The organism is Priestia flexa, assembly GCF_021441905.1.
Taxonomy (GTDB): domain Bacteria; phylum Bacillota; class Bacilli; order Bacillales; family Bacillaceae_H; genus Priestia; species Priestia flexa.
The window spans coordinates 2,653,842-2,674,940 of sequence record NZ_CP090431.1 but is presented as its reverse complement, the minus strand read 5'-3'; the positions used below and the strand labels follow the sequence as shown (position 1 = coordinate 2,674,940).

General features: G+C 37.9%; 23 protein-coding genes and 1 pseudogene. All 24 read left to right on the top strand.

The genetic code is table 11. The features are described from left to right. The first annotated feature begins 48 nt into the window (after positions 1–48). The 24 genes and pseudogenes from rpsP to fliF all read left to right on the top strand — a co-directional run bounded on the left by rpsP (position 49) and on the right by fliF (position 21,090). Positions 49–321 (top strand): 30S ribosomal protein S16, encoded by a 273-nt coding sequence (rpsP, locus tag LZP85_RS13755; protein WP_025909012.1) that lies wholly within the window; start codon positions 49–51, stop codon positions 319–321. A gap of 11 nt (positions 322–332) precedes the next feature. Next, positions 333–563: a KH domain-containing protein gene (locus LZP85_RS13750; protein ID WP_025909011.1), complete on the top strand. Its 231-nt coding sequence runs from the start codon at positions 333–335 to the stop codon at positions 561–563. 104 nt (positions 564–667) lie between these two features. Then, the gene (locus tag LZP85_RS13745; RefSeq protein WP_061784592.1) at positions 668–1,054 is read left to right on the top strand and encodes a YlqD family protein; all 387 of its coding nucleotides are present in this window, start codon (positions 668–670) and stop codon (positions 1,052–1,054) included. Positions 1,055–1,063: 9 nt separating this feature from the next. Continuing rightward, positions 1,064–1,582 carry a ribosome maturation factor RimM gene (gene rimM, locus LZP85_RS13740; RefSeq protein WP_119542560.1) on the top strand — a complete coding sequence of 173 codons (519 nt, stop codon included), beginning with the start codon at positions 1,064–1,066 and terminating at the stop codon, positions 1,580–1,582. Beyond that, a complete protein-coding gene (gene trmD / locus LZP85_RS13735; RefSeq protein WP_119542561.1) occupies positions 1,582–2,316 on the top strand; it encodes a tRNA (guanosine(37)-N1)-methyltransferase TrmD in 735 nt (244 codons plus the stop codon). The genes rimM and trmD overlap by 1 nt, the downstream gene beginning before the upstream one ends. Positions 2,317–2,505: 189 nt before the next feature. Next, positions 2,506–2,850, top strand: coding sequence for a 50S ribosomal protein L19 (gene rplS, locus LZP85_RS13730; protein WP_094912604.1), 345 nt, complete (start codon positions 2,506–2,508; stop codon positions 2,848–2,850). Between the two features lie 121 nt (positions 2,851–2,971). Next, positions 2,972–3,523: a signal peptidase I gene (lepB, locus tag LZP85_RS13725; protein WP_025909006.1), complete on the top strand. Its 552-nt coding sequence runs from the start codon at positions 2,972–2,974 to the stop codon at positions 3,521–3,523. Positions 3,524–3,556: 33 nt separating this feature from the next. After that, the gene (gene ylqF, locus LZP85_RS13720) at positions 3,557–4,423 is read left to right on the top strand and encodes a ribosome biogenesis GTPase YlqF (protein ID WP_061784590.1); all 867 of its coding nucleotides are present in this window, start codon (positions 3,557–3,559) and stop codon (positions 4,421–4,423) included. Positions 4,424–4,539: 116 nt separating this feature from the next. Further along, the gene (locus LZP85_RS13715) at positions 4,540–5,304 is read left to right on the top strand and encodes a ribonuclease HII (protein WP_025909004.1); all 765 of its coding nucleotides are present in this window, start codon (positions 4,540–4,542) and stop codon (positions 5,302–5,304) included. A 19-nt stretch (positions 5,305–5,323) separates the two neighbouring features. Continuing rightward, on the top strand, positions 5,324–6,844 hold the full coding sequence (locus LZP85_RS13710) for a hypothetical protein (protein WP_226639494.1): 1,521 nt from the start codon (positions 5,324–5,326) through the stop codon (positions 6,842–6,844). Beyond that, positions 6,841–7,119, top strand: coding sequence for an EscU/YscU/HrcU family type III secretion system export apparatus switch protein (locus LZP85_RS13705; RefSeq protein WP_025909002.1), 279 nt, complete (start codon positions 6,841–6,843; stop codon positions 7,117–7,119). The genes LZP85_RS13710 and LZP85_RS13705 overlap by 4 nt, the downstream gene beginning before the upstream one ends. Before the next feature lie 112 nt (positions 7,120–7,231). Then, positions 7,232–8,392 (top strand): ADP-forming succinate--CoA ligase subunit beta, encoded by a 1,161-nt coding sequence (gene sucC, locus LZP85_RS13700; protein WP_025909001.1) that lies wholly within the window; start codon positions 7,232–7,234, stop codon positions 8,390–8,392. Between the two features lie 18 nt (positions 8,393–8,410). Continuing rightward, on the top strand, positions 8,411–9,313 hold the full coding sequence (gene sucD, locus LZP85_RS13695) for a succinate--CoA ligase subunit alpha (RefSeq protein ID WP_025909000.1): 903 nt from the start codon (positions 8,411–8,413) through the stop codon (positions 9,311–9,313). Between the two features lie 61 nt (positions 9,314–9,374). Next, on the top strand, positions 9,375–10,265 hold the full coding sequence (dprA, locus tag LZP85_RS13690; protein ID WP_226639496.1) for a DNA-processing protein DprA: 891 nt from the start codon (positions 9,375–9,377) through the stop codon (positions 10,263–10,265). Between the two features lie 154 nt (positions 10,266–10,419). Next, positions 10,420–12,494: pseudogene (gene topA / locus LZP85_RS13685) on the top strand (type I DNA topoisomerase). A 240-nt stretch (positions 12,495–12,734) separates the two neighbouring features. Beyond that, entirely contained in the window at positions 12,735–14,039 is a 1,305-nt protein-coding gene (gene trmFO, locus LZP85_RS13680) for an FADH(2)-oxidizing methylenetetrahydrofolate--tRNA-(uracil(54)-C(5))-methyltransferase TrmFO (protein ID WP_025908997.1), read from the top strand. A gap of 64 nt (positions 14,040–14,103) precedes the next feature. Further along, a complete protein-coding gene (gene xerC, locus LZP85_RS13675) occupies positions 14,104–15,006 on the top strand; it encodes a tyrosine recombinase XerC (protein ID WP_119542568.1) in 903 nt (300 codons plus the stop codon). An 18-nt stretch (positions 15,007–15,024) separates the two neighbouring features. After that, positions 15,025–15,567: an ATP-dependent protease subunit HslV gene (hslV, locus tag LZP85_RS13670; RefSeq protein WP_025908995.1), complete on the top strand. Its 543-nt coding sequence runs from the start codon at positions 15,025–15,027 to the stop codon at positions 15,565–15,567. A gap of 15 nt (positions 15,568–15,582) precedes the next feature. Then, positions 15,583–16,983, top strand: a complete 1,401-nt coding sequence (hslU, locus tag LZP85_RS13665; RefSeq protein ID WP_025908994.1) for an ATP-dependent protease ATPase subunit HslU — start codon at positions 15,583–15,585, stop codon at positions 16,981–16,983. A gap of 34 nt (positions 16,984–17,017) precedes the next feature. After that, the gene (gene codY / locus LZP85_RS13660) at positions 17,018–17,797 is read left to right on the top strand and encodes a GTP-sensing pleiotropic transcriptional regulator CodY (RefSeq protein WP_025908993.1); all 780 of its coding nucleotides are present in this window, start codon (positions 17,018–17,020) and stop codon (positions 17,795–17,797) included. A gap of 480 nt (positions 17,798–18,277) precedes the next feature. Then, complete coding sequence (gene flgB, locus LZP85_RS13655) at positions 18,278–18,670, top strand: flagellar basal body rod protein FlgB (protein WP_025908992.1); 393 nt, start codon at positions 18,278–18,280, stop codon at positions 18,668–18,670. Between the two features lie 2 nt (positions 18,671–18,672). Continuing rightward, positions 18,673–19,122: a flagellar basal body rod protein FlgC gene (gene flgC / locus LZP85_RS13650; RefSeq protein WP_119542569.1), complete on the top strand. Its 450-nt coding sequence runs from the start codon at positions 18,673–18,675 to the stop codon at positions 19,120–19,122. An 11-nt stretch (positions 19,123–19,133) separates the two neighbouring features. Beyond that, positions 19,134–19,430: a flagellar hook-basal body complex protein FliE gene (fliE, locus tag LZP85_RS13645; RefSeq protein ID WP_025908990.1), complete on the top strand. Its 297-nt coding sequence runs from the start codon at positions 19,134–19,136 to the stop codon at positions 19,428–19,430. Between the two features lie 70 nt (positions 19,431–19,500). After that, a complete protein-coding gene (fliF, locus tag LZP85_RS13640) occupies positions 19,501–21,090 on the top strand; it encodes a flagellar basal-body MS-ring/collar protein FliF (protein WP_234561756.1) in 1,590 nt (529 codons plus the stop codon). Positions 21,091–21,099 lie beyond the last annotated feature (9 nt).

Sequence of the window (21,099 nt, the reverse complement as noted above, 5' to 3'; positions counted from 1 at the left end):
TTTGATATTATATTATCTTGTTGAAACATATTCGGAGGTGCTTTAAAAATGGCAGTAAAAATTCGTTTAAAACGTATGGGAGCTAAAAAATCTCCTTTCTATCGTATCGTAGCAGCAGACTCTCGTTCACCACGTGATGGACGTTACATCGAAGTGGTTGGGACTTACAATCCAGTAGCTCAACCAGCTGAAGTTAAAATTGATGAAGAGTTAGCTCTTAAATGGTTACAAAATGGTGCAAAACCATCTGATACAGTACGTAACCTTTTCTCTAACGAAGGCATCATGGAGAAATTCCATAACGCTAAATTAGGAAAATAATTATACTCGCGATGACATCACTAATTGAAACGATTGTTAAGCCACTTGTTGATTATCCAGATGAAGTCCGAGTGAAAGAAGTAAGTGAAGAACATCAAGTGACGTACTTCATTGAAGTTCACAAAGAAGATATCGGAAAGATTATTGGAAAGCAAGGGCGGGTTGCCAAAGCGATTCGGACTGTTGTCTCTGCGGCGGCATCGCAATTAGATAAAAAAGTGCATGTGAAAATTCAAGAGTGAAAAAAGGGAGAGGGATAACCTCCCCCTTTTTTTTATGTAACTACTTCTCAAATGACGGATAGAAATGGTTTAATAAGAATCGTAGGATGAAGAGGAGGGGTTTGATGCAAATTATTCAAAAGGTTGTTGTGAAGCAAGTTGTGACGGAAAGCAGCAAGGCGTTACTACATAATCGTTTCTCTCAGCGAAAAGTCGAGCTGCAAAAAGAGTTAGAGCAGCTTAAGTTTCAACTGAAACAAATAGAGAAAACAAAAAAAACTCAATCATCTTTGCTTCATACCCAGTTTGAAAAAGAGCGTTCATCCAGACTTGAAAAAATAGACGTAATTGATTTTCAAATTGAGCAGCTAGAGCGCCTGGCGTTAGGAAGTGAACTTGTTGAATCAGAAATGGATTCGTTGCTTGAAGTGAAAATCGGTGATAATTGGAATGATATAAAGCAAAAAAAAGAGATTGTAATCAAAGACGGCATTGTCGTTGAAATTCGATAGAGGTGAACAATGAATAATTGGTTTAAAGTAGGTAAAATTGTTAATACACATGGGATTAAAGGTGAAGTGCGCATTATCTCAACCACAGATTTTGCAGATGAACGCTACGAAGTAGGAAACAAACTTTATTTGTTCCAAGAAAAGCAAACTGAACCTGTTGAGGTAGTTGTGGCTACGCATAGAAAGCATAAAAATTTTGACCTTGTATCATTTGAAGGGTATCCAAATGTAAATGACGTTGAGAAATTTAAGAACAGCATGGTGAAAGTATCGGAAGATCAATTGTCTGAGCTTGAAGACGGTGAGTTTTATTTTCATGAAATTATTGGCTGCATTGTTAAAACGGAAGAAGGTCAAGAGCTTGGGAAGATAAAAGAAATCTTAATTCCTGGTGCGAATGATGTGTGGGTTGTAAAAGGAAAAGATGGAAAAGAGATTTTAATTCCTTATATCGACGCAGTTGTTCAGGAGATTGATGTTGAGAATAAAGAAATTATTATTACAGTAATGGAAGGGTTATTAGACTGATGAAGATTGATGTCCTGTCTTTATTTCCTTCAATGTTTGAAGGAGTGTTTGGTGAATCCATTTTAAAAAAAGCGCAAGAAAAGCAAGCCGTAGAGTTAAACGTGGTGAATTTTAGAGGATACTCAGCGAATAAGCATCAAAATGTTGATGACTATCCGTATGGCGGCGGAGCAGGGATGGTGTTAACACCTCAGCCAATTTTTGATGCGGTAGATGCGCTGACAAAAGACTCTAAGCCACGCGTTGTTTTACTGTGTCCACAAGGAGAGCGCTATACGCAAAAAAAAGCAGAAGAGCTAGCGCAAGAAGAGCATCTAATCTTTGTATGTGGTCACTATGAGGGATATGACGAGCGAATCCGTGAGCACGTTGTAACTGATGAGATTTCAATTGGTGATTATGTGTTAACCGGTGGAGAGCTAGGGGCAATGGTTGTAATTGACAGCGTAGTACGTCTATTGCCAGGCGTATTAGGGAATCAGGATTCGGCTGTAAAGGACTCGCATAGCACAGGGTTGTTAGAACACCCACATTATACACGTCCTGCTGATTTCAGAGGATTTAAGGTTCCTGATGTCTTAATGAGCGGTGACCATCAAAAAATTGCAGCATGGCGTGAAAAAGAGTCTCTCAAGCGAACGCTGCTAAGAAGGCCAGATATGCTAGAACAGCTTGAGCTTTCTTCACAGCAAAAGAAAATAATAGCTGAATTGCAAAATGAAGAAAGTGAATAAGACGAAGAGTTCCCAATGTGTTTTAAAAGATACAGAAAAATAATTTCTCTTATTGCATACGCCACGAGAGTGTGCTAAGATAAATCTTGTGGCTTGAGCTGATAGGCTTTTGTCACTTATAACGATGTTCCGCTGCAATGATCTATAAGCATTGTTATGAGCGTCTGTTGGAAGGAGTTGAAACACGCGATGCAAAAATTAATCGAAGAAATTACAAAAGAACAACTTAAAACCGATCTTCCTACGTTCCGTCCTGGTGATACTGTACGTGTACACGTAAATATCGTTGAGGGTAGCCGTGAACGTGTTCAGGTATTTGAAGGTGTTGTTATCAAGCGTCGTGGTGGTGGTATCAGCGAAACATTTACAGTACGTAAGATCTCTTACGGTGTAGGTGTAGAGCGTGCATTCCCACTTCATACGCCAAAAATTGCAAAAATCGAAGTAATGCGCCGTGGTAAAGTACGCCGTGCGAAACTTTATTACCTACGTGAATTACGTGGTAAAGCTGCGCGTATTAAAGAAATTCGATAATCGTGAAGGGGAGCTTGTTAAACAAGCTCCTTTTTTCAAATCTTTTTTTATAATTATTAGGTGTTTCAGTGACTTTCAGATACAATAAAAGATGTAGTATATAAAGGTTGGGGGACTGAGAATGGCCCGAGGAAAAAATGAATTTTTTGAATGGATTAAAGCCATTGCTATTGCTGTTTTATTAGCTGTAGTTATTCGCTACTTTTTATTTGCGCCGATTGTAGTAGATGGATTATCAATGATGCCAACTCTACATGATCAGAACCGCATGATTGTAAATAAGTTTTCGTATAAAATTGGGGATCCTGATCGTTTTGATATTATCGTCTTTCATGCAGATGAACAAAAGGACTACATAAAGCGAATTATTGGTCTACCGGGTGATCATATTGAATATCGTGATGATGTTTTATATGTGAACGGAAAGCCGTATGAAGAACCATATCTTGATGAATATAAAAAAGAAGTTATTGATGGTAACTTAACAGAAGATTTTACCCTAGAAGGTTTAACAGGTGAAGGAGAAGTACCTGAAGGCCATTTGTTTGTAATGGGAGATAATCGTCGCTACAGTAAGGATAGTAGACAAATTGGGTTTGTAAGTATGGATCAAGTACTTGGAAAGACAAGCTTAGTTTACTGGCCGCTATCTGAAGCTCGACTATCTAATTAAAAAATGTAGTAATTGATAAAAGGTGAGTAGAACATGACAATACAATGGTTTCCGGGACATATGGCGAAAGCGAGACGTCAAGTTACGGAAAAACTAAAATTAATTGATATTGTATATGAGCTAGTAGACGCTCGTATTCCACAATCATCAAGAAATCCAATGATTGATGAGATTATTGTAAATAAGCCTCGCATTGTCTTATTAAATAAAACAGACAAAGCGGATCCGCGCATGACAGAAGAATGGTTGCGTTACTATCGTGAACAGGGTGTACAAGCGTTAGCGATTGATGCACAGGCAGGAAAAGGGATGAAACAAATTGTCTCTTTATCAAAAGAAATTCTCCATGAAAAATTTGAGAGAATGAAAGCAAAAGGAATTAAAAAACCTCGTGCGATTCGAGCGATGATTGTTGGAATTCCCAACGTAGGAAAGTCTACGCTTATCAACCGCTTAGCAAGCAAAAAGATTGCCAAAACAGGAGATCGTCCTGGTGTGACTCAAGCACAGCAATGGATTAAAGTGGGAAGTGAGCTAGAGCTTTTAGATACGCCAGGAATTCTTTGGCCGAAGTTTGAAGATCAAACGGTAGGCTATAAATTAGCGACAACAGGTGCAATTAAAGATACAATCGTTAACATGCAGGACATTTGTGTTTATGCACTTCGCTTCCTTTCTCGCTATTATCCCGTTAATCTTAAAGAGCGTTATGGTCTTGAGGAGATACCAGAGGATATTGTTGAGCTTTTTGATGCGATTGCAGCAAAAAGAGGTTGTATTATGAGCGGTGGAATGGTTGATTATGATAAAACAGCCGAACTGGTGCTGAGAGAGATTCGAACGGATAAGCTAGGAATGCTAACGTTTGATGATCCAGCTGAGCTTTCGTCAGAAGAATAGGCTGTAAAAAAAGTTAAGGTCGCTTTTTACCTATGTAAGGTAAAGGCGGCTTTTTTATTGATTGAAAATAATAACAGAACAGTCGATATAGAAGGATAGTAAGGAGAGAGGAAAAGATGAAACTAAACATTAATGACATTAAGCAGGCGTTGCAAGCAATCGACAACCTTCAGGATCCCTTATTTGCGCAGTATGAGCAAGATGAGCGCAAGGGTGTACAACAAGCTGTTGTACAAAGAAAGAAACAAATACAAGCCTCTGAGAGCTTAAAAGAGCAATTCTATCAAATGTTAGCATATGAAAACAAACTGTATGACCAAGGCTTACAGTTTATTGCAGGAGTTGATGAAGTAGGGAGAGGACCTTTAGCAGGACCGGTAGTTGCCGCCGCAGTTATTTTGTCTAGGGACTTCTTTTTACCTGGATTAACAGATTCTAAAAAGTTATCAGAAGCCAAGAGAGAAGAGTTTTACGAACAGATTTGTCAGCAAGCAGTAGCAGTTGGTGTTGGAATTGTAGATGCAGCAACTATTGATAAATTAAATATCTATCAAGCAACGAAAAAAGCCATGTTAGAAGCAATCGAGGGATTATCTATTGAGCCTCAAGCCTTATTAATAGATGCTATGGAGTTGCCGCTTAATATTCCGCAGGAGTCTATCATTAAAGGTGATGCCACAAGCATTTCTATTGCAGCAAGCTCTGTGGTTGCAAAAGTGACAAGAGACCGAATGATGAAGGAACTAGCTTTAATTTATCCCGAATATGGATTTGAAAAGCATATGGGATATGGTACAAAGCAACACTTAGAGGCAATTGATACCTATGGAATTTTAAAGGAGCATCGCCGTTCTTTTGCACCTATTAAAGAGAAAATATAAGTGGTAAAGAGGGGGAAGAATGATGAAAATTTCAGGTTTTCAACAGCTTTTCTCAGCATCTAGTCATAGTACCAGGTCGTTTACACTTACTGCTGGCGATCATGTTCTTGGACGGGTGCTCAAACTTTTTCCGAAACAAACAGCACTTTTAAAGCTCAACGGAATGACAATGGTAGGAAAATTGGAAGCCCCATTAATAGTTAGACAAAACTACTGGTTTCAAGTTACTTCGACAGAAGGAGAATTGCCGCACTTAAAAATGATTTCGCCCATCAAACAAGGTTCTGAATTAGTTGAATCATTAGTGCAAGAACTGAGAATTGAAGTGAATAAAGAGAGCAAAAAGTGGTTGTCTAATCTTGTAGAACAAGGACATGCGCTTACTAAAGAAAAGGTAAATAGCCTCGGTAATATTCTTGCAAAAGAGAGCTTGACAGAACAAACGAAGGAAATTCTAACCTATATGTTAAAGCTGCGTCTTCCCTTGTCTAAAGAAGTGTTCGATGCATTGAAAAATGTTATGGGAAGCAGTTCTTTTTCAAAAGAGTTACAAGCGATTAAAGAATATAATCCAAACTCAGGGCTTGGAAAGGTAATTGATTCAATCTTTTTTCAGTCTAGCGGTGCTCAAAATGAACCTTTTAAAAAAACATTCGTGAATTGGTTACAAGCGACGAATCATAACGAAAAAGCCTATCAAATGCTGCAACATTTGAATTTGTTTCCTAAGAGTAAAAGGGAAGAAGACGTATTAAGTGTAGCCTCACGCTTATTTACCTTACAGCAAAGCGAAGTGAAAGCTGTATTCTTAGCCAAGGTGCAAGAATCTTTTCGTGAAGGTTTTGACATGGTGCGTCAGCTATCACAAGAAGTGTACGAACAGGCTGGGGAGTATGAAGCATTCTCGAACGCATGGAAAGCAATTGACCAGTACTCTAATAGCGAGGTAATCAAACAACTAATGGGAGTACAGCGCTTAACAGCTTTCTTTCACGCGTTTGGATTATCACAAGAAGGTGGAGGAGCACTTCTGAACCTTTTAGCTGCAGAAGTCAAATCGGTCGACGATGCAGGTATTCGAGAGAAAATTGAGCTGCTTATATCTCGAATAACTGGTTTTCAACTTCTATCACAGGCCAATGGTCCACTGTCTAACTTCTACATGGAAGTTCCACTGTTAGTTGGCAAACAGTGGAGAGATGTTTCTATACAATGGAGTGGTCAAAGACAAGAAAACCAAGGGGTTAATCCTAATTATTGTCATATTTTATTTTATGTGAACCTTGAAGCGTTACAAGACGTTGTCATTAGTGTAAATATCCAAAATCGAATCATTACTTTGCAGATAATAAATCAATATGCCGACCTGTTGAAAGAGAGCGGTGAAAAGTTTACAAAAAGCTTAGTAAAAAAGCTGGAAGAGTTGGATTACCAGCTATCAGGAGTTAGTTATCGTCCTTTGAAACAAGGAAGTTCAATTGAAAAGAAAATGTCTACATCGTCTTATTCGTATAGAGGAGGAGTTGACTTTTTGATATGAGCATAAATGATAGAAAACAAAAGGCGGTTGCGCTAACGTATAATCAAGAAAGAGATGAGGCGCCTAGGATCGTTGCCAAAGGAAGTGGAGAAGTTGCAAAGCGTATCATTGAACAGGCACAGGAGCATAACGTTCCTGTTCAAAAAGATGCTTCTTTAACCGAGCTAGTAAGCACGCTAACTATTCATGAAAAGATTCCAAGCGAGCTTTATGAAGTGGTGGCAGAGGTTTTTGCGTTTGTTTATCAGCTGGACCAAGAGATAAAGAAAAAATAATTTTCCAATTATTTTAATATTTTTTAATTGAATAGTAGACAACTAGACAATTATTTTTATACAATGAAAGCGCAGTCTATTTTATTGGTTGATTACGTTAGGAGGATGGGAAATGAATATCCATGAGTATCAAGGGAAAGAACTCCTAAGAAAATATGGAGTAGCAGTACCTAATGGTAAAGTAGCATATAGTGTAGAAGAAGCGGTTGAAGCTGCTAAAGAACTTGGATCTCAAGTTTCAGTTGTTAAAGCGCAAATCCATGCTGGGGGACGTGGAAAAGCGGGTGGTGTAAAAGTAGCGAAAAGCTTAGATGAAGTTCGTACATATGCACAAGATATTTTAGGTAAAACGCTCGTTACGCATCAAACAGGTCCAGAGGGGAAAGAAGTAAAGCGTTTACTTATTGAAGAAGGTTGCGATATTAAGAAAGAATACTACATTGGTTTAGTATTAGATCGCGCTACTTCTCAAGTTGTATTAATGGGTTCTGAAGAAGGTGGTACGGAGATTGAAGAGGTAGCGGAAGCAACTCCTGAAAAAATCTTCAAAGAATACATTGATCCAGCAATTGGTCTACAAGGTTTCCAAGCGCGTCGACTCGCGTTTAATATTAATATTCCAAAAGAATTAGTAGGTAAGGCAGTTAAGTTTATGGCTGGTTTATATACTGTATTTGTTGAAAAAGATTGTTCAATCGCTGAAATCAACCCACTTGTTGTAACAGGCGATGGAAACGTAATGGCACTTGATGCGAAGCTAAACTTCGACTCAAATGCACTATATCGTCAAAAAGATATTTTAGAGTATCGCGATTTAGATGAAGAAGATGCGAAAGAAATTGAAGCGTCTAAATATGACCTAAGCTATATTTCATTAGATGGAAACATCGGTTGTATGGTAAACGGTGCTGGACTTGCTATGGCCACAATGGACATCATTAAGCACTATGGCGGAGACCCGGCTAACTTCCTTGATGTTGGGGGCGGCGCTACAGCTGAGAAAGTAACAGAAGCGTTCAAAATTATTCTATCTGACCAAAATGTAAAAGGGATTTTTGTTAACATCTTTGGTGGAATTATGAAGTGTGATGTAATTGCAACTGGTGTTGTAGAAGCGACAAAACAAGTTGGCTTAAGCTTACCATTAGTTGTGCGTTTAGAAGGAACAAACGTAGAGCTAGGTAAGAAGATTCTTCAAGAATCAGGGCTGAATATCACAGCAGCTGAGTCAATGGCAGACGGCGCACAAAAAATCGTTTCACTAGTGAAATAGAAAGGCTGGGGGATAGGAATGAGCGTATTTATTAATAAGGACACAAAAGTAATTGTACAAGGTATAACAGGCGGAGTAGGTCTTTTCCATACAACGCAGATGTTAGAGTACGGCACACAAATCGTCGGTGGTGTAACGCCAGGTAAAGGTGGTATGGAAGTTGAAGGCGTTCCCGTTTTTAATACGGTATTAGAAGCCAAAGAAAAAACAGGTGCTACAGCTTCTGTTGTTTACGTGCCACCTGCGTTCGCGGCTGATTCAATTATTGAAGCAGTTGATGCAGAGTTAGATCTTGTTATTTGTATCACAGAAGGTATTCCTGTATTAGATATGGTAAAAGTAAAGCGCTATATGGAAGGCAAAAAGACTAGACTTGTAGGACCAAACTGCCCAGGTGTTATTACGCCAGAAGAATGTAAAATTGGTATTATGCCAGGATATATTCACAAAAAAGGTCATGTTGGTGTCGTATCACGCTCTGGTACGTTAACATACGAAGCAGTACATCAACTTTCTGAAGCGGGAATTGGTCAATCAACAGCTGTTGGTATCGGTGGAGACCCGGTTAATGGTACAAACTTTATTGATGTTCTAAAAGCCTTCAATGAAGACGAAGAGACGTATGCTGTTATTATGATTGGTGAAATTGGTGGTACAGCTGAAGAAGAAGCTGCAGAATGGATTAAAGCAAACATGACAAAACCTGTTGTAGGGTTTATTGGTGGGCAAACAGCACCTCCAGGGAAACGTATGGGCCATGCTGGTGCCATTATTTCTGGTGGAAAAGGAACGGCTGCTGAAAAGATCAAAACAATGAATGAATGCGGTATCAAAGTCGCTGAAACGCCGTCTGTAATGGGTGAGACATTAATTAGCGTGTTAAAAGAACAAGGTTTATTAGAAAAATGTAAAACTCATTAAAGCATAAAAATAGTCCTCCTTGCTGAGGACTATTTTCTATGCCATAAAAGGAGTCGATGATATGGATGAGTTGCGCAAAAAAATAATTCACTTATCACATTGTCAGCTATTGACTTGGAAGCAAATCTTTTCGTTTCTTCAGCATGATTCTTCTCTTCAACATCTGTACAATTATTCTCCGAATGACCTTCAGCAAATCCTTCAGGTTCCATTCAATCGAGCATGTCAAGTGAAAAAATATTTGCAAACTATTCCAATACAAGATATTCTAAATAAATATGAAGAGCAAAGTATTTACTGTATAACAATTATTGATGATGAATATCCCCATTTATTAAAAAATATCTATGATCCACCTTGGGTTTTGTTCTGTAAAGGAGATTTGTCATTATTTCAGTATAAAGATTGTTTAAGCGTGGTTGGAACAAGACAGCCTACTCAGTATGGATATAATGCTATACAATCGGTTTTAGCTCCGTTGCTTCATAATCAATTTGTAATTGTAAGCGGATTAGCTTTGGGTATTGACACAGCTGCTCATCAGCTAGCCATTGCTAAACAAGCAAAAACTATTGCAGTTTTAGGAAGTGGCTTTTATAATATCTATCCAAAGCATAATCTTCCATTAGCAAATGAAATTGCTCATAACCATTTATTGGTGTCAGAGTATCCGCCACCGACTAAACCAGCCAAGTGGCACTTTCCAAAGCGGAATCGAATTATTAGTGGCTTGACAAGTGGTACAGTTGTGGTTCAAGCTAAAGAGCGAAGTGGTTCATTTATTACAGCTGATCAAGCACTTCAACAAGGAAGGGAAGTATTTGCTATACCTGGCCCTATTACAGATGATGCTTCAAAAGGAGTAAACAAACTGATTCAAATGGGTGCGAAACTTGTACAGAACCCTACAGATATAATAAGTGAATTACATCGATTCCAAAGTCATAGGTAATTTTTTATTTGGAAAGATGTATGATTTGTAAGATGAAAGAGTATTACTGAAACATAACGAAATTTAGAGAAAAGTATTTGATACAATATGATAAAAAAAAGATTAATTAATAATAATGAAGGTTTTATTTTACCTCTTGAGGAGGAGCAAATAGATGTCTGACTACCTAGTAATTGTAGAATCGCCTGCTAAGGCCAAAACAATTGAACGCTATTTAGGAAAAAAATATAAAGTGAAAGCATCGATGGGACATGTTCGTGATTTACCCAAAAGTCAAATGGGCATTGATACTGAACATAACTATGATCCAAGGTATATTACCATTCGTGGTAAGGGACCGGTACTGAAAGATTTAAAAACAGCAGCTAAAAAAGCGAAAAAGATTTATCTAGCAGCCGATCCAGATCGTGAAGGTGAAGCCATTGCATGGCACTTGGCTCATAGCCTAGATGTAGATATTGCATCAGACTGTCGCGTTGTATTTAATGAAATTACAAAAGATGCAATTAAAGAGTCTTTTAAACATCCACGTGCAATCAATATGGATTTAGTTGATGCGCAGCAAGCAAGACGTATTTTGGACCGATTAGTGGGATATAACATTAGTCCATTACTATGGAAGAAAGTGAAAAAAGGATTAAGCGCTGGACGTGTTCAATCGATTGCAGTACGCTTAATCATTGATCGTGAAAAAGAAATTACGGACTTTGAGCCGGAAGAGTATTGGACGGTACAAGCAACTTTCCAAAAAGATAACGATCAGTTTGAAGGATCGCTAATTGAGTACAAAGGGAAGAAAGCAAACCTTTCCAATGAAGAAGAAGTAAAAGCCATTCTTCAAACGATAGAAGGTAACGAGTTTAAGATTTCAAAAGTAACAAAAAAGAAAGAAAACGAAATCCAGCTCCTTCCTTTACAACTTCTTCTCTTCAACAAGAAGCAGCACGAAAGCTGAATTTTAGAGCAAAGAAAACAATGATGATTGCTCAGCAGCTATACGAAGGTATTGATTTAGGGAAAGAAGGAACCGTTGGTTTAATTACGTACATGCGTACCGATTCAACCCGTATCTCTGAAACAGCGCAAGAAGAAGCAAAAGAGTACATTTTAAACGCATATGGCAATGACTATTTAGCACAAGAAAAGAAAAAAGAAAAGAAGCAAACCAACTCACAAGATGCTCACGAAGCAATTCGTCCTACTTCGGCAATGCGTAAACCTGCAGATGTGAAGGAATTTTTATCAAGAGATCAGTTTCGTTTATACAAGCTTGTTTGGGAACGCTTCTTAGCAAGCCAAATGTCTTCGGCCGTAATGGATACAATGGCTGTTGATTTAAAAAATGGTGACGTAACGTTTCGAGCAAATGGGTCAAAAGTGAAGTTTCCTGGGTTTATGAAGCTATATGTAGAAGGTAGCGATGACCAAGTCGAAGAAAAAGAAAAGCAGCTTCCAAACTTAGAAGAAGGGGAAACAGCTTATTCAAAAGATATTGAGCCAAAGCAGCATTACACACAGCCACCACCGCGTTATACGGAAGCGAGATTAGTTAAAACGCTTGAAGAATTAGGGATAGGAAGACCGTCCACCTATGCACCAACGCTTGATACGATTCAAAAACGCGGATATGTTGCTTTAGAGAACAAGCGCTTTGTACCAACGGAACTTGGTGGGATTGTGCTAGAACTTATTTTAGAATTTTTCCCTGAAATTTTAGATGTTGAATTCACAGCTAAAATGGAAACGGACCTTGATAAGGTGGAAGAAGGAAGCGTACAGTGGGTTAAGGTTATTGACGAATTTTATCGCGATTTTGAAAAGAGGCTTGAAAAAGCAGAAAAAGAAATGCGTGAAGTAGAGATCAAAGACGAACCTGCTGGAGAAGACTGTGAAGCTTGTGGATCACCAATGGTATTTAAAATGGGACGCTATGGAAAGTTCATGGCATGTTCAAACTTTCCAGAATGTCGTAATACAAAGCCAATTGTCAAAGAAATTGGCGTAAAGTGCCCGACGTGTGAAGAAGGGAACATCGTAGAACGTAAGTCCAAGAAAAAACGTACTTTCTATGGCTGTGATCGTTTTCCAAGCTGTGAATTCATTTCTTGGGATAAGCCAATTGCTAGAAAGTGTCCAAAATGTGAGAGCTTACTTGTAGAGAAAAAGCAGAAAAAAGGAACGCAAGTAGTTTGCACAAGCTGTGATTATAAGGAAGAAACGCAGCAATAAGAAGTGCGATTAGTTATTTGGAATAAATTGTAACGATGAATGATTGATTTTTATGAAGGATATAAGTGCGACGACATGAGGTAGTGTGCTAAAATGGAAACGTTCTTAGCGACTCATTTACATGGCGTCGTATTTTTTTGAGAAAAAAAGTAGCAGCGAGTGGAGATAAACGATTAAACAAACAGAAAAAAGGTATGTTATAATACTTCTTTGTTTGATATTTTAGTTGGAGGATTGAACATGACAGAACAAGTAATTAACGTAATTGGTGCTGGTCTTGCTGGAAGCGAGGCCGCTTGGCAAATTGCGAAAAGAGGATTAAAAGTAAGACTTTATGAAATGCGTCCGGTAAAGCAGACACCAGCGCATCATACAGATAAATTTGCAGAATTAGTATGTAGTAACTCACTTCGTGCCAATACTTTAACAAATGCAGTTGGAGTATTAAAAGAAGAGATGCGTAAGCTAGACTCAATTATTATTGAATCAGCAGATGCGTGCGCAGTTCCGGCAGGTGGCGCTTTAGCTGTAGATCGTCATGAGTTTGCAGCGCGCGTAACGGAAAGTGTAAAAAATCACCCGAATGTCGAAGTTGTACACGAAGAAATTACGGAAATTCCAAAAGGCCCAACAATTATTGCAACAGGTCCATTGACATCAAAAGATTTATCAGAACAGCTACGTACTTTAACAGGTGAAGACTATCTTTATTTTTATGACGCGGCGGCTCCAATCATTGAAAAAGACAGCATTGATATGGACAAGGTATATTTAAAATCACGTTATGATAAAGGTGAAGCAGCTTATTTAAACTGCCCAATGACAAAAGAAGAGTTTACGAAGTTTCACCAAGCATTAATTGATGCTGAAGTGGTACCTTTAAAAGAGTTCGAAAAGGAAATCTACTTTGAAGGTTGTATGCCAATTGAAGTAATGGCAGCGCGTGGAGAAAAAACGATGTTGTTTGGACCACTTAAGCCTGTAGGGTTAGAAGATCCCAAAACCGGTAAACGACCTTACGCTGTTGTACAATTACGCCAAGACGATGCAGCAGGAACGCTTTATAATATCGTTGGTTTCCAAACGCACTTAAAGTGGGGAGCTCAAAAAGAGGTATTAAGCTTAATTCCTGGCCTTGAAAATGCTGAAGTTGTTCGCTACGGAGTAATGCACCGCAATACGTTCATTAACTCTCCGAAACTACTTCGCCCAACTTATCAATATCGCGAACGTGAAGACTTGTTCTTTGCTGGTCAGATGACGGGAGTAGAAGGCTATGTTGAATCTGCTGCTAGCGGTCTAATGGCTGGAATGAATGCAGCCCGTTACGTTTTAGGAGAAGAGTTAGTTGTCCTACCTCAAGAAACAGCAATTGGAAGTATGGCTCACTATATCACGCATACAAATGCTAAAAATTTCCAGCCGATGAACGCAAACTTTGGCTTGTTTAAAGAGCTAGAAGTCCGTATTAAAAACAAAAAAGAGCGAAATGAAGCGCTCGCTACAAGAGCATTAGAAACTATTCAGAATTTTACAACAAAATAATGAAATTGTTTGCAAGGGCTACTGAATTGTGATAATATTTAGTAGCCCTTGTGAGGTGATATGAGTGGAATTTGTTAAAGTTTCTTTAAATTCCTTCCTAGAATATTTACAAATTGAAAAGAACTATTCACAATATACAGTTGATTGCTATGAAAAAGATATTGAGTCATTCATCTCTTTTTTAGAAGCAGAACAAATACAAAATTTACAAGATGTTACATATGCAGATGCAAGACTGTTTTTAACAAGGTTATATGAAAAGTCATATTCAAAAAAATCAATGTCGAGAAAGATTTCATGTTTACGAAGCTTTTATCGATATTTGTATCGTGAACAAATAGTGGTTGAAAATCCGTTTGCGCTTGTTTCATTGCCGAAAAAAGATCAGTATACGCCACGCTTTCTTTATGCGGAAGAGCTGATGAAACTGTTTGATTTAAATGATCTTACTACGCCGCTTGGCCAGCGTAATCAAGCGCTCCTTGAATTAATGTATGCTACGGGAATTCGTGTGAGCGAATGCGCAGCCATTCAGCTTAGTGATATTGACTTTTCACTTCAAACGCTTCTTGTGCATGGAAAAGGAAAAAAACAGCGTTACGTTCCATTTGGTAAATATGCAAAAGACTCTCTTCATACATATATACAGAATGGGCGAGTGCAGTTGAAAAGCAAAAGCGCTACCAATACGAATGCGCTCTTTTTAAATAATCGCGGAACAACATTGACGGATAGAGGTATTCGCTTAGTTATTGAAAAACTCATGAATAAAACGGCAGAGAACATACATATTAGTCCTCACGTTTTACGTCATACTTTTGCTACGCATTTATTAAATGAAGGAGCCGACTTACGTACGGTTCAAGAGCTACTTGGTCATGAAAATTTATCCACAACTCAAATATATACGCATGTAACGAAGGATCGGTTAAAAACAGTATATATGAATCATCATCCTCGTGCATAGAAGGAGGAGTTAGTTATTATGTCTACATTTCATGCTACAACGATTTTTGCCGTTCAACATAATGGTCAATGTGCTATGTCAGGTGATGGGCAAGTGACGTTTGGAAATGCTGTTGTGATGAAACATACAGCTAAAAAAGTACGTCGCTTATTTCAAGGACAGGTTTTGGCTGGATTTGCAGGTTCAGTTGCTGATGCGTTCACACTGTTTGAAATGTTTGAGAGTAAATTAGAAGAGTATAACGGCAATTTACAGCGCGCATCAGTTGAATTAGCAAAACAATGGCGAAGTGATAAAGTTTTACGCAAACTAGAAGCTATGCTGATTGTGATGAACAGAGATAGCTTACTATTGGTTTCGGGAACAGGTGAGGTCATTGAGCCTGATGATGGGATTTTAGCTATCGGTTCTGGTGGGAATTATGCATTATCGGCTGGCCGTGCATTAAAACAGCATGCCGGAGAACATTTAACTGCAAAAGAAATTGCAAAAGCTGCTTTGGATGTTGCAAGTGAGATTTGTGTGTATACGAATAATCAAATTATTGTAGAAGAACTGTAGGAAAGGGGATTTTCTATGAATTCTCATTTAACGCCTCGACAAATTGTTGAAAAGCTTGATCAATATATTGTTGGCCAAACAAGTGCAAAAAAAGCGGTTGCGGTTGCGCTAAGGAATCGCTATCGACGTAGCTTATTAAACGAAGCTTTGAAAGACGAAGTTGTTCCCAAAAATATTTTAATGATTGGGCCAACTGGTGTTGGTAAAACAGAGATTGCGCGCAGGCTTGCAAAGCTTGTTGGTGCACCTTTCGTTAAGGTAGAAGCAACAAAGTTTACAGAGGTTGGCTACGTTGGTCGTGATGTAGAATCGATGGTTCGTGATTTAGTTGAGACATCCGTTCGTTTAGTGAAGGAAGAAAAAATGGTTTCTGTATCCGACAGTGCTCAAAGAAATGCCAATAGGCGTCTTGTTGAGCTTTTAGTTCCAAGCAAGAAAAAGCAGCAGACATTTAAGAATCCATTTGAAATGATTTTCTCCAATAATTCACAGCAAGCCGATACTCAAGCAGAACAAGAAGAAGAAGTAAATGTTGAAACAAAGCGCAAGCAAATTGCCCATCAGTTAGCCCTTGGAGAACTTGAGGATCATTATGTAACAATTGAGGTAGAAGAACAACAGCCTTCTATGTTTGATATGCTGCAAGGTTCGGGTATGGAACAGATGGGGATGAATATGCAAGATGCTTTAAGTAACTTTATGCCAAAGAAACAGAAAAAGCGTAAACTTACGGTGAGAGAAGCTCGTAAAGTGTTAACAAACGAAGAAGCTCAAAAGCTAATTGATATGGATGAAGTAACGCAAGAAGCAATTCATCGTGCAGAACAGTATGGAATTGTCTTTATTGATGAAATTGACAAAATTGCTCAAAAGAGCGGTAACTCATCTTCAGCGGATGTATCACGTGAAGGTGTACAACGTGATATTCTACCAATTGTAGAAGGTTCTACAATTGTAACAAAGTATGGAGCAATTAAGACAGACCATGTTTTATTTATTGCTGCAGGAGCGTTCCATGTTTCCAAGCCTTCGGATTTAATTCCGGAATTACAAGGGCGTTTTCCAATTCGTGTTGAGTTGACAAAACTAACGGTAGAAGATTTTATGAGTATTTTAGTTGAACCAGATAATGCACTATTAAAACAATATGTAGCATTATTGGAAACTGAAGGTATACAAATTGAATTTTCTGACGATGCTATACGTAAGATTGCAGAAATTGCCTTTCAAGTTAACCAAGACACGGATAACATTGGGGCAAGAAGACTTCATACTATTCTGGAAAGACTGCTTGAAGACCTATCATTTGAAGCGCCAGAAGTTACGTTAGAAAAGATTGTTATTACTCCTCAATACGTGGAAAGTAAGTTAGAGAAGATTGCAAAAAATAAAGATTTAAGTCAATTTATTTTATAGGTATAGAATAGAGATTTCAGGAGGAACAAAGATAATGGATTTATTAGGAAAAACTAGAAAGATTAATGCGATGTTACAAAAGGCTGCGGGTAAGCCCGTAAACTTTAAAGAAATGGCTGAAACTTTATGTGAAGTTATTGAATCGAATGTATTTGTTGTTAGTCGTCGCGGTAAGTTATTAGGAATCGCAGTTAAGCAACAGATTGAAAATGACCGCATGAAAGGCATGTTAGAAGCGCGTCAATTCCCAGAAGAGTATACACAAAACTTATTCAACATTTCTGAAACATCTTCAAACTTAGATATTAATAGTGAATACACAGCGTTCCCTGTTGAAAACAAAGAGCTTTTTGAAGCTGGTTTAACAACAATCGTTCCAATCATCGGTGGAGGGGAAAGATTAGGTACGCTAGTATTAGCTCGTTTAGATCGTAACTTTGCAGATGATGATTTAATTCTAGCTGAATATGGTGCAACTGTAGTCGGTATGGAGATTCTTCGTGAGAAAGCAGAAGAGATTGAAGAAGAAGCGCGTAGCAAAGCGGTTGTTCAAATGGCAATTAGTTCACTATCGTACAGTGAATTAGAAGCAATCGAGCATATCTTTGAAGAGCTAAACGGTAATGAAGGTTTATTAGTAGCAAGCAAAATTGCTGACCGTGTAGGGATTACACGCTCTGTAATTGTAAATGCACTTCGTAAGCTTGAAAGTGCGGGTGTAATTGAGTCGCGTTCTTTAGGAATGAAAGGAACGTACATTAAAGTATTAAACAGCAAGTTTCTTGTTGAATTAGCAAAATTGAAATCAAACTAATCGTTAGAATAAAGAGATCTTTGATTAGCAGTCAAAGGTCTCTTTTTTTTGTTAAGATCGCCCTCCTAAAAAAGTACCTCTTTTATATAAAATGCGAGTTAATAGAACTATTACCATTTTTAATTAAAATATAAAAAGTCCATAAAGAACTAGTTAATTTGAATAAATATAATTCTTTGAGACTATACAAAAAAACGATTAACTTTGATGATTTTAGTGTTTAAGAATTAATTAAATTACTTTTAATGTAATTTATTAGAGTCTTATTAATTATATTTAGTGTATTTTGTCGAAAAAAGCGCCCGGATTTATTTTGAAGGTGTTAAAATAGATTTGTAAATTCAATGATAAATTTTAGTAATGTAGTACAAAAGTTGCTTATTAGGTATAGACAAGAAGCATACTTTTTTTTACAATAGGCTTTATGGTAGAAAAGTCGAAATTTGTCAGAAAATTAAACGCGGTAAGTAGGTGTCCTATATGAGTTTATTTTCAGGAACAATTCAGTCATTAGAGCAAGGTCTGAATTATTCAACGCTTAAGCAGCAAACAATTTCTCAAAACATTGCAAATGTAGATACGCCAAACTATAAGGCTAAAGATGTATCTCGGAAGAATCAATTTCAATCAGAGCTTCAATATTCATTGAAAGCATACCGTACGAACGAAAAACATATTGAATTCTCAAAATCATCCGAACAAGCAGCTGTTATTTCAAGAACAAGTCATACATACCAAGAAAACGGCAATGGGGTTGATTTAGATAAAGAAATGACGACAATGGCAGAAAATCAAATTTACTATGAAGCATTAATTGATCGACTTAACGGTAAATTTAATTCTCTACAAACTGTCATTAGAGGAGGTAAGTAGAGGTGTCAATATTTCAAAATCTCAGCATATCTGGGTCAGCTTTAACTGCTAATCGACTACGAATGGATGTTATTTCTTCTAATATGGCGAATGCCGAAACAACAAGAAGTGAACTTGTAAATGGAGAATGGCAGCCGTATCGCAGAAAAGTGGTTTCGCTCCAATCAAACGGTGGTCCAAGTTTTTCTTCGTTGCTACAAAATGAAATGAGTAAAGGGTCAGCGGGCGGTGTGAAAGTTAAGTCCATAACAGAAGATCAATCTCCTTTTAAGCTTGTGTATAACCCAGCGCATCCTGACGCAAATGAAGATGGGTATGTTCAGCTTCCCAATGTGGATCCATTAAAAGAGATGACAGATTTAATTGGTGCAACAAGATCCTATGAAGCAAATATTACGGTGTTAAACGCAAATAAAAATTTATTATTGAAAGCATTGGAAATAGGAAAGTAAGGTGAAGCAGTATGATTCAAGGGATTCAACATCAAATGCCTGTACTAACTGAGAAAATATCGAACACAGGAACCGTTAAAGAAGCTCACGGTCAATTTTCAACTTTTTTAAAAGAGTCGTTAAACCAAGTAAACAACGCACAAAAGGCATCAGATCTAGCCACAGAAAAGTTAGCTCGTGGAGAAAAAATTGATTTACATAATGTCATGATTGTATCACAAAAAGCCAGTATTGCGATGCAGACGACAATTGAAATACGTAATAAAGCTGTTGAAGCATATCAAGAAATGATGCGTATGCAAATGTAGTAAACGGTTTTAGCTAAAAAGCGGTTATTTCATCCCTAGATAGAAAACAAGCAATAGCCGGAGGATTGTAATGAATGAAAAACTAGCACTCTATAAAAATCAAATAGGTGCGTTCTGGTCAAAGCGCACTAAGGTTCAAAAAGGTTTGATCATCGGCGGCCCCTTGGCGCTGCTAATTGCCCTTATTGCTATTTCTTTAGTAGCAACCAATGAGAAGTTTGTTCCCCTTTACAGCAATTTATCTGTACAGGAAACAGGTCAAATTAAAGCGGAGCTGGATACAAGAAAAATACCTTCTGAAATCTCAGAAAATGGAACGGTTATTTCAGTACCGGAACGACATGTTGACTCATTAAAGGTGGATCTTGCTGCACAAGGTATACCAGACAGTGGGAGCATTGATTATTCTTTCTTTGGGCAAAATGCTGGATTTGGTATGACGGACAATGAGTTTAACGTTGTTAAATTGGAAGCTATGCAAACCGAAATAGCTAATCTGATGAAAAATATCCAAGGTGTCAATAATGCGAACGTGATGATTACCTTGCCAGAAGAAAGTGTTTGGGTGAAGGACCAGCAAGGAGAAGCTTCAGCATCAATTGTTTTAAATACACAGCCAGGCTACAAATTTGATGAGGGACAAATAAAATCTCTCTATCATTTGGTTTCAAAAAGTGTTCCAAATTTACCTACTGATAATATCGTAATTATGAATCAAAACTTTGAATATTTTGACTTGAAGAGCAGTGACGAAATGTCTAATTCATCTAGTTTTGCTACTCAGCATGGTATTAAAAAGGAAATTGAACGTGATGTTCAGCGCCAAGTTCAACAAATGTTAGGTAGATTAGTTGGACAAGACAAAGTAATGGTTTCAGTTACAGCTGATGTTGACTTTACACAGGAAAATCGAGAAGAAAATTTAGTGGAACCTGTAGATAAAGAAAACATGGAAGGAATCGCAGTAAGCGTGGAGCGAATCAATGAAACGTTTACGGGAAAGAAACCTGAAGATGGTGGGGTTGCAGGAACCGGTGAAGAAGATACAACCAACTATGTAGAAAGTGGAAGTACCGACAGTGGAGACTATGAAAAGGCAGAAGAACGAATCAACAACGAAGTAAATAGAATTCGTAAAGAAATTGTAGAGAGTCCTTATAAAGTTCGTGACTTAGGAATCCAAGTAATGATTGACCCTTCTAATGCAAACGGTGAAGTTGAACTAGCAGAGAATTTAGAGGATGACATTCAGCAAGTTTTAAGCACGATTGTTCGTACGTCAATTTCAAAGGATGAACAAGGTGCTGAGTTAACTGATAATCAGGTTGCAGACAAAATTGTAGTCTCCGTACAGCCATTCCAAGAACAGAAAGTAGCCGCTAATCAACAGCAAAGCGGAATCCCAACATGGCTATATTTTGTAGGTGGTGGCTTATTACTAGTTATTCTTGCACTACTATTCTTATTGTTAAAGCGTAGAAAAGATTCTGAAGAAGAGTTCTATGAATATGAAGAAGAGTATGAAGATTCAGTTGAAACCATTCAAAAGCCTCCTGTCCTAAGTGAAGAGCAGCAGTCAAGGAAACGTCTAGAAGAGCTTGCAGGTGAGCAGCCAGATGAATTCGCAAAGCTATTGCGCACGTGGATTAGTGAGGAGTAGGAGGGAGTA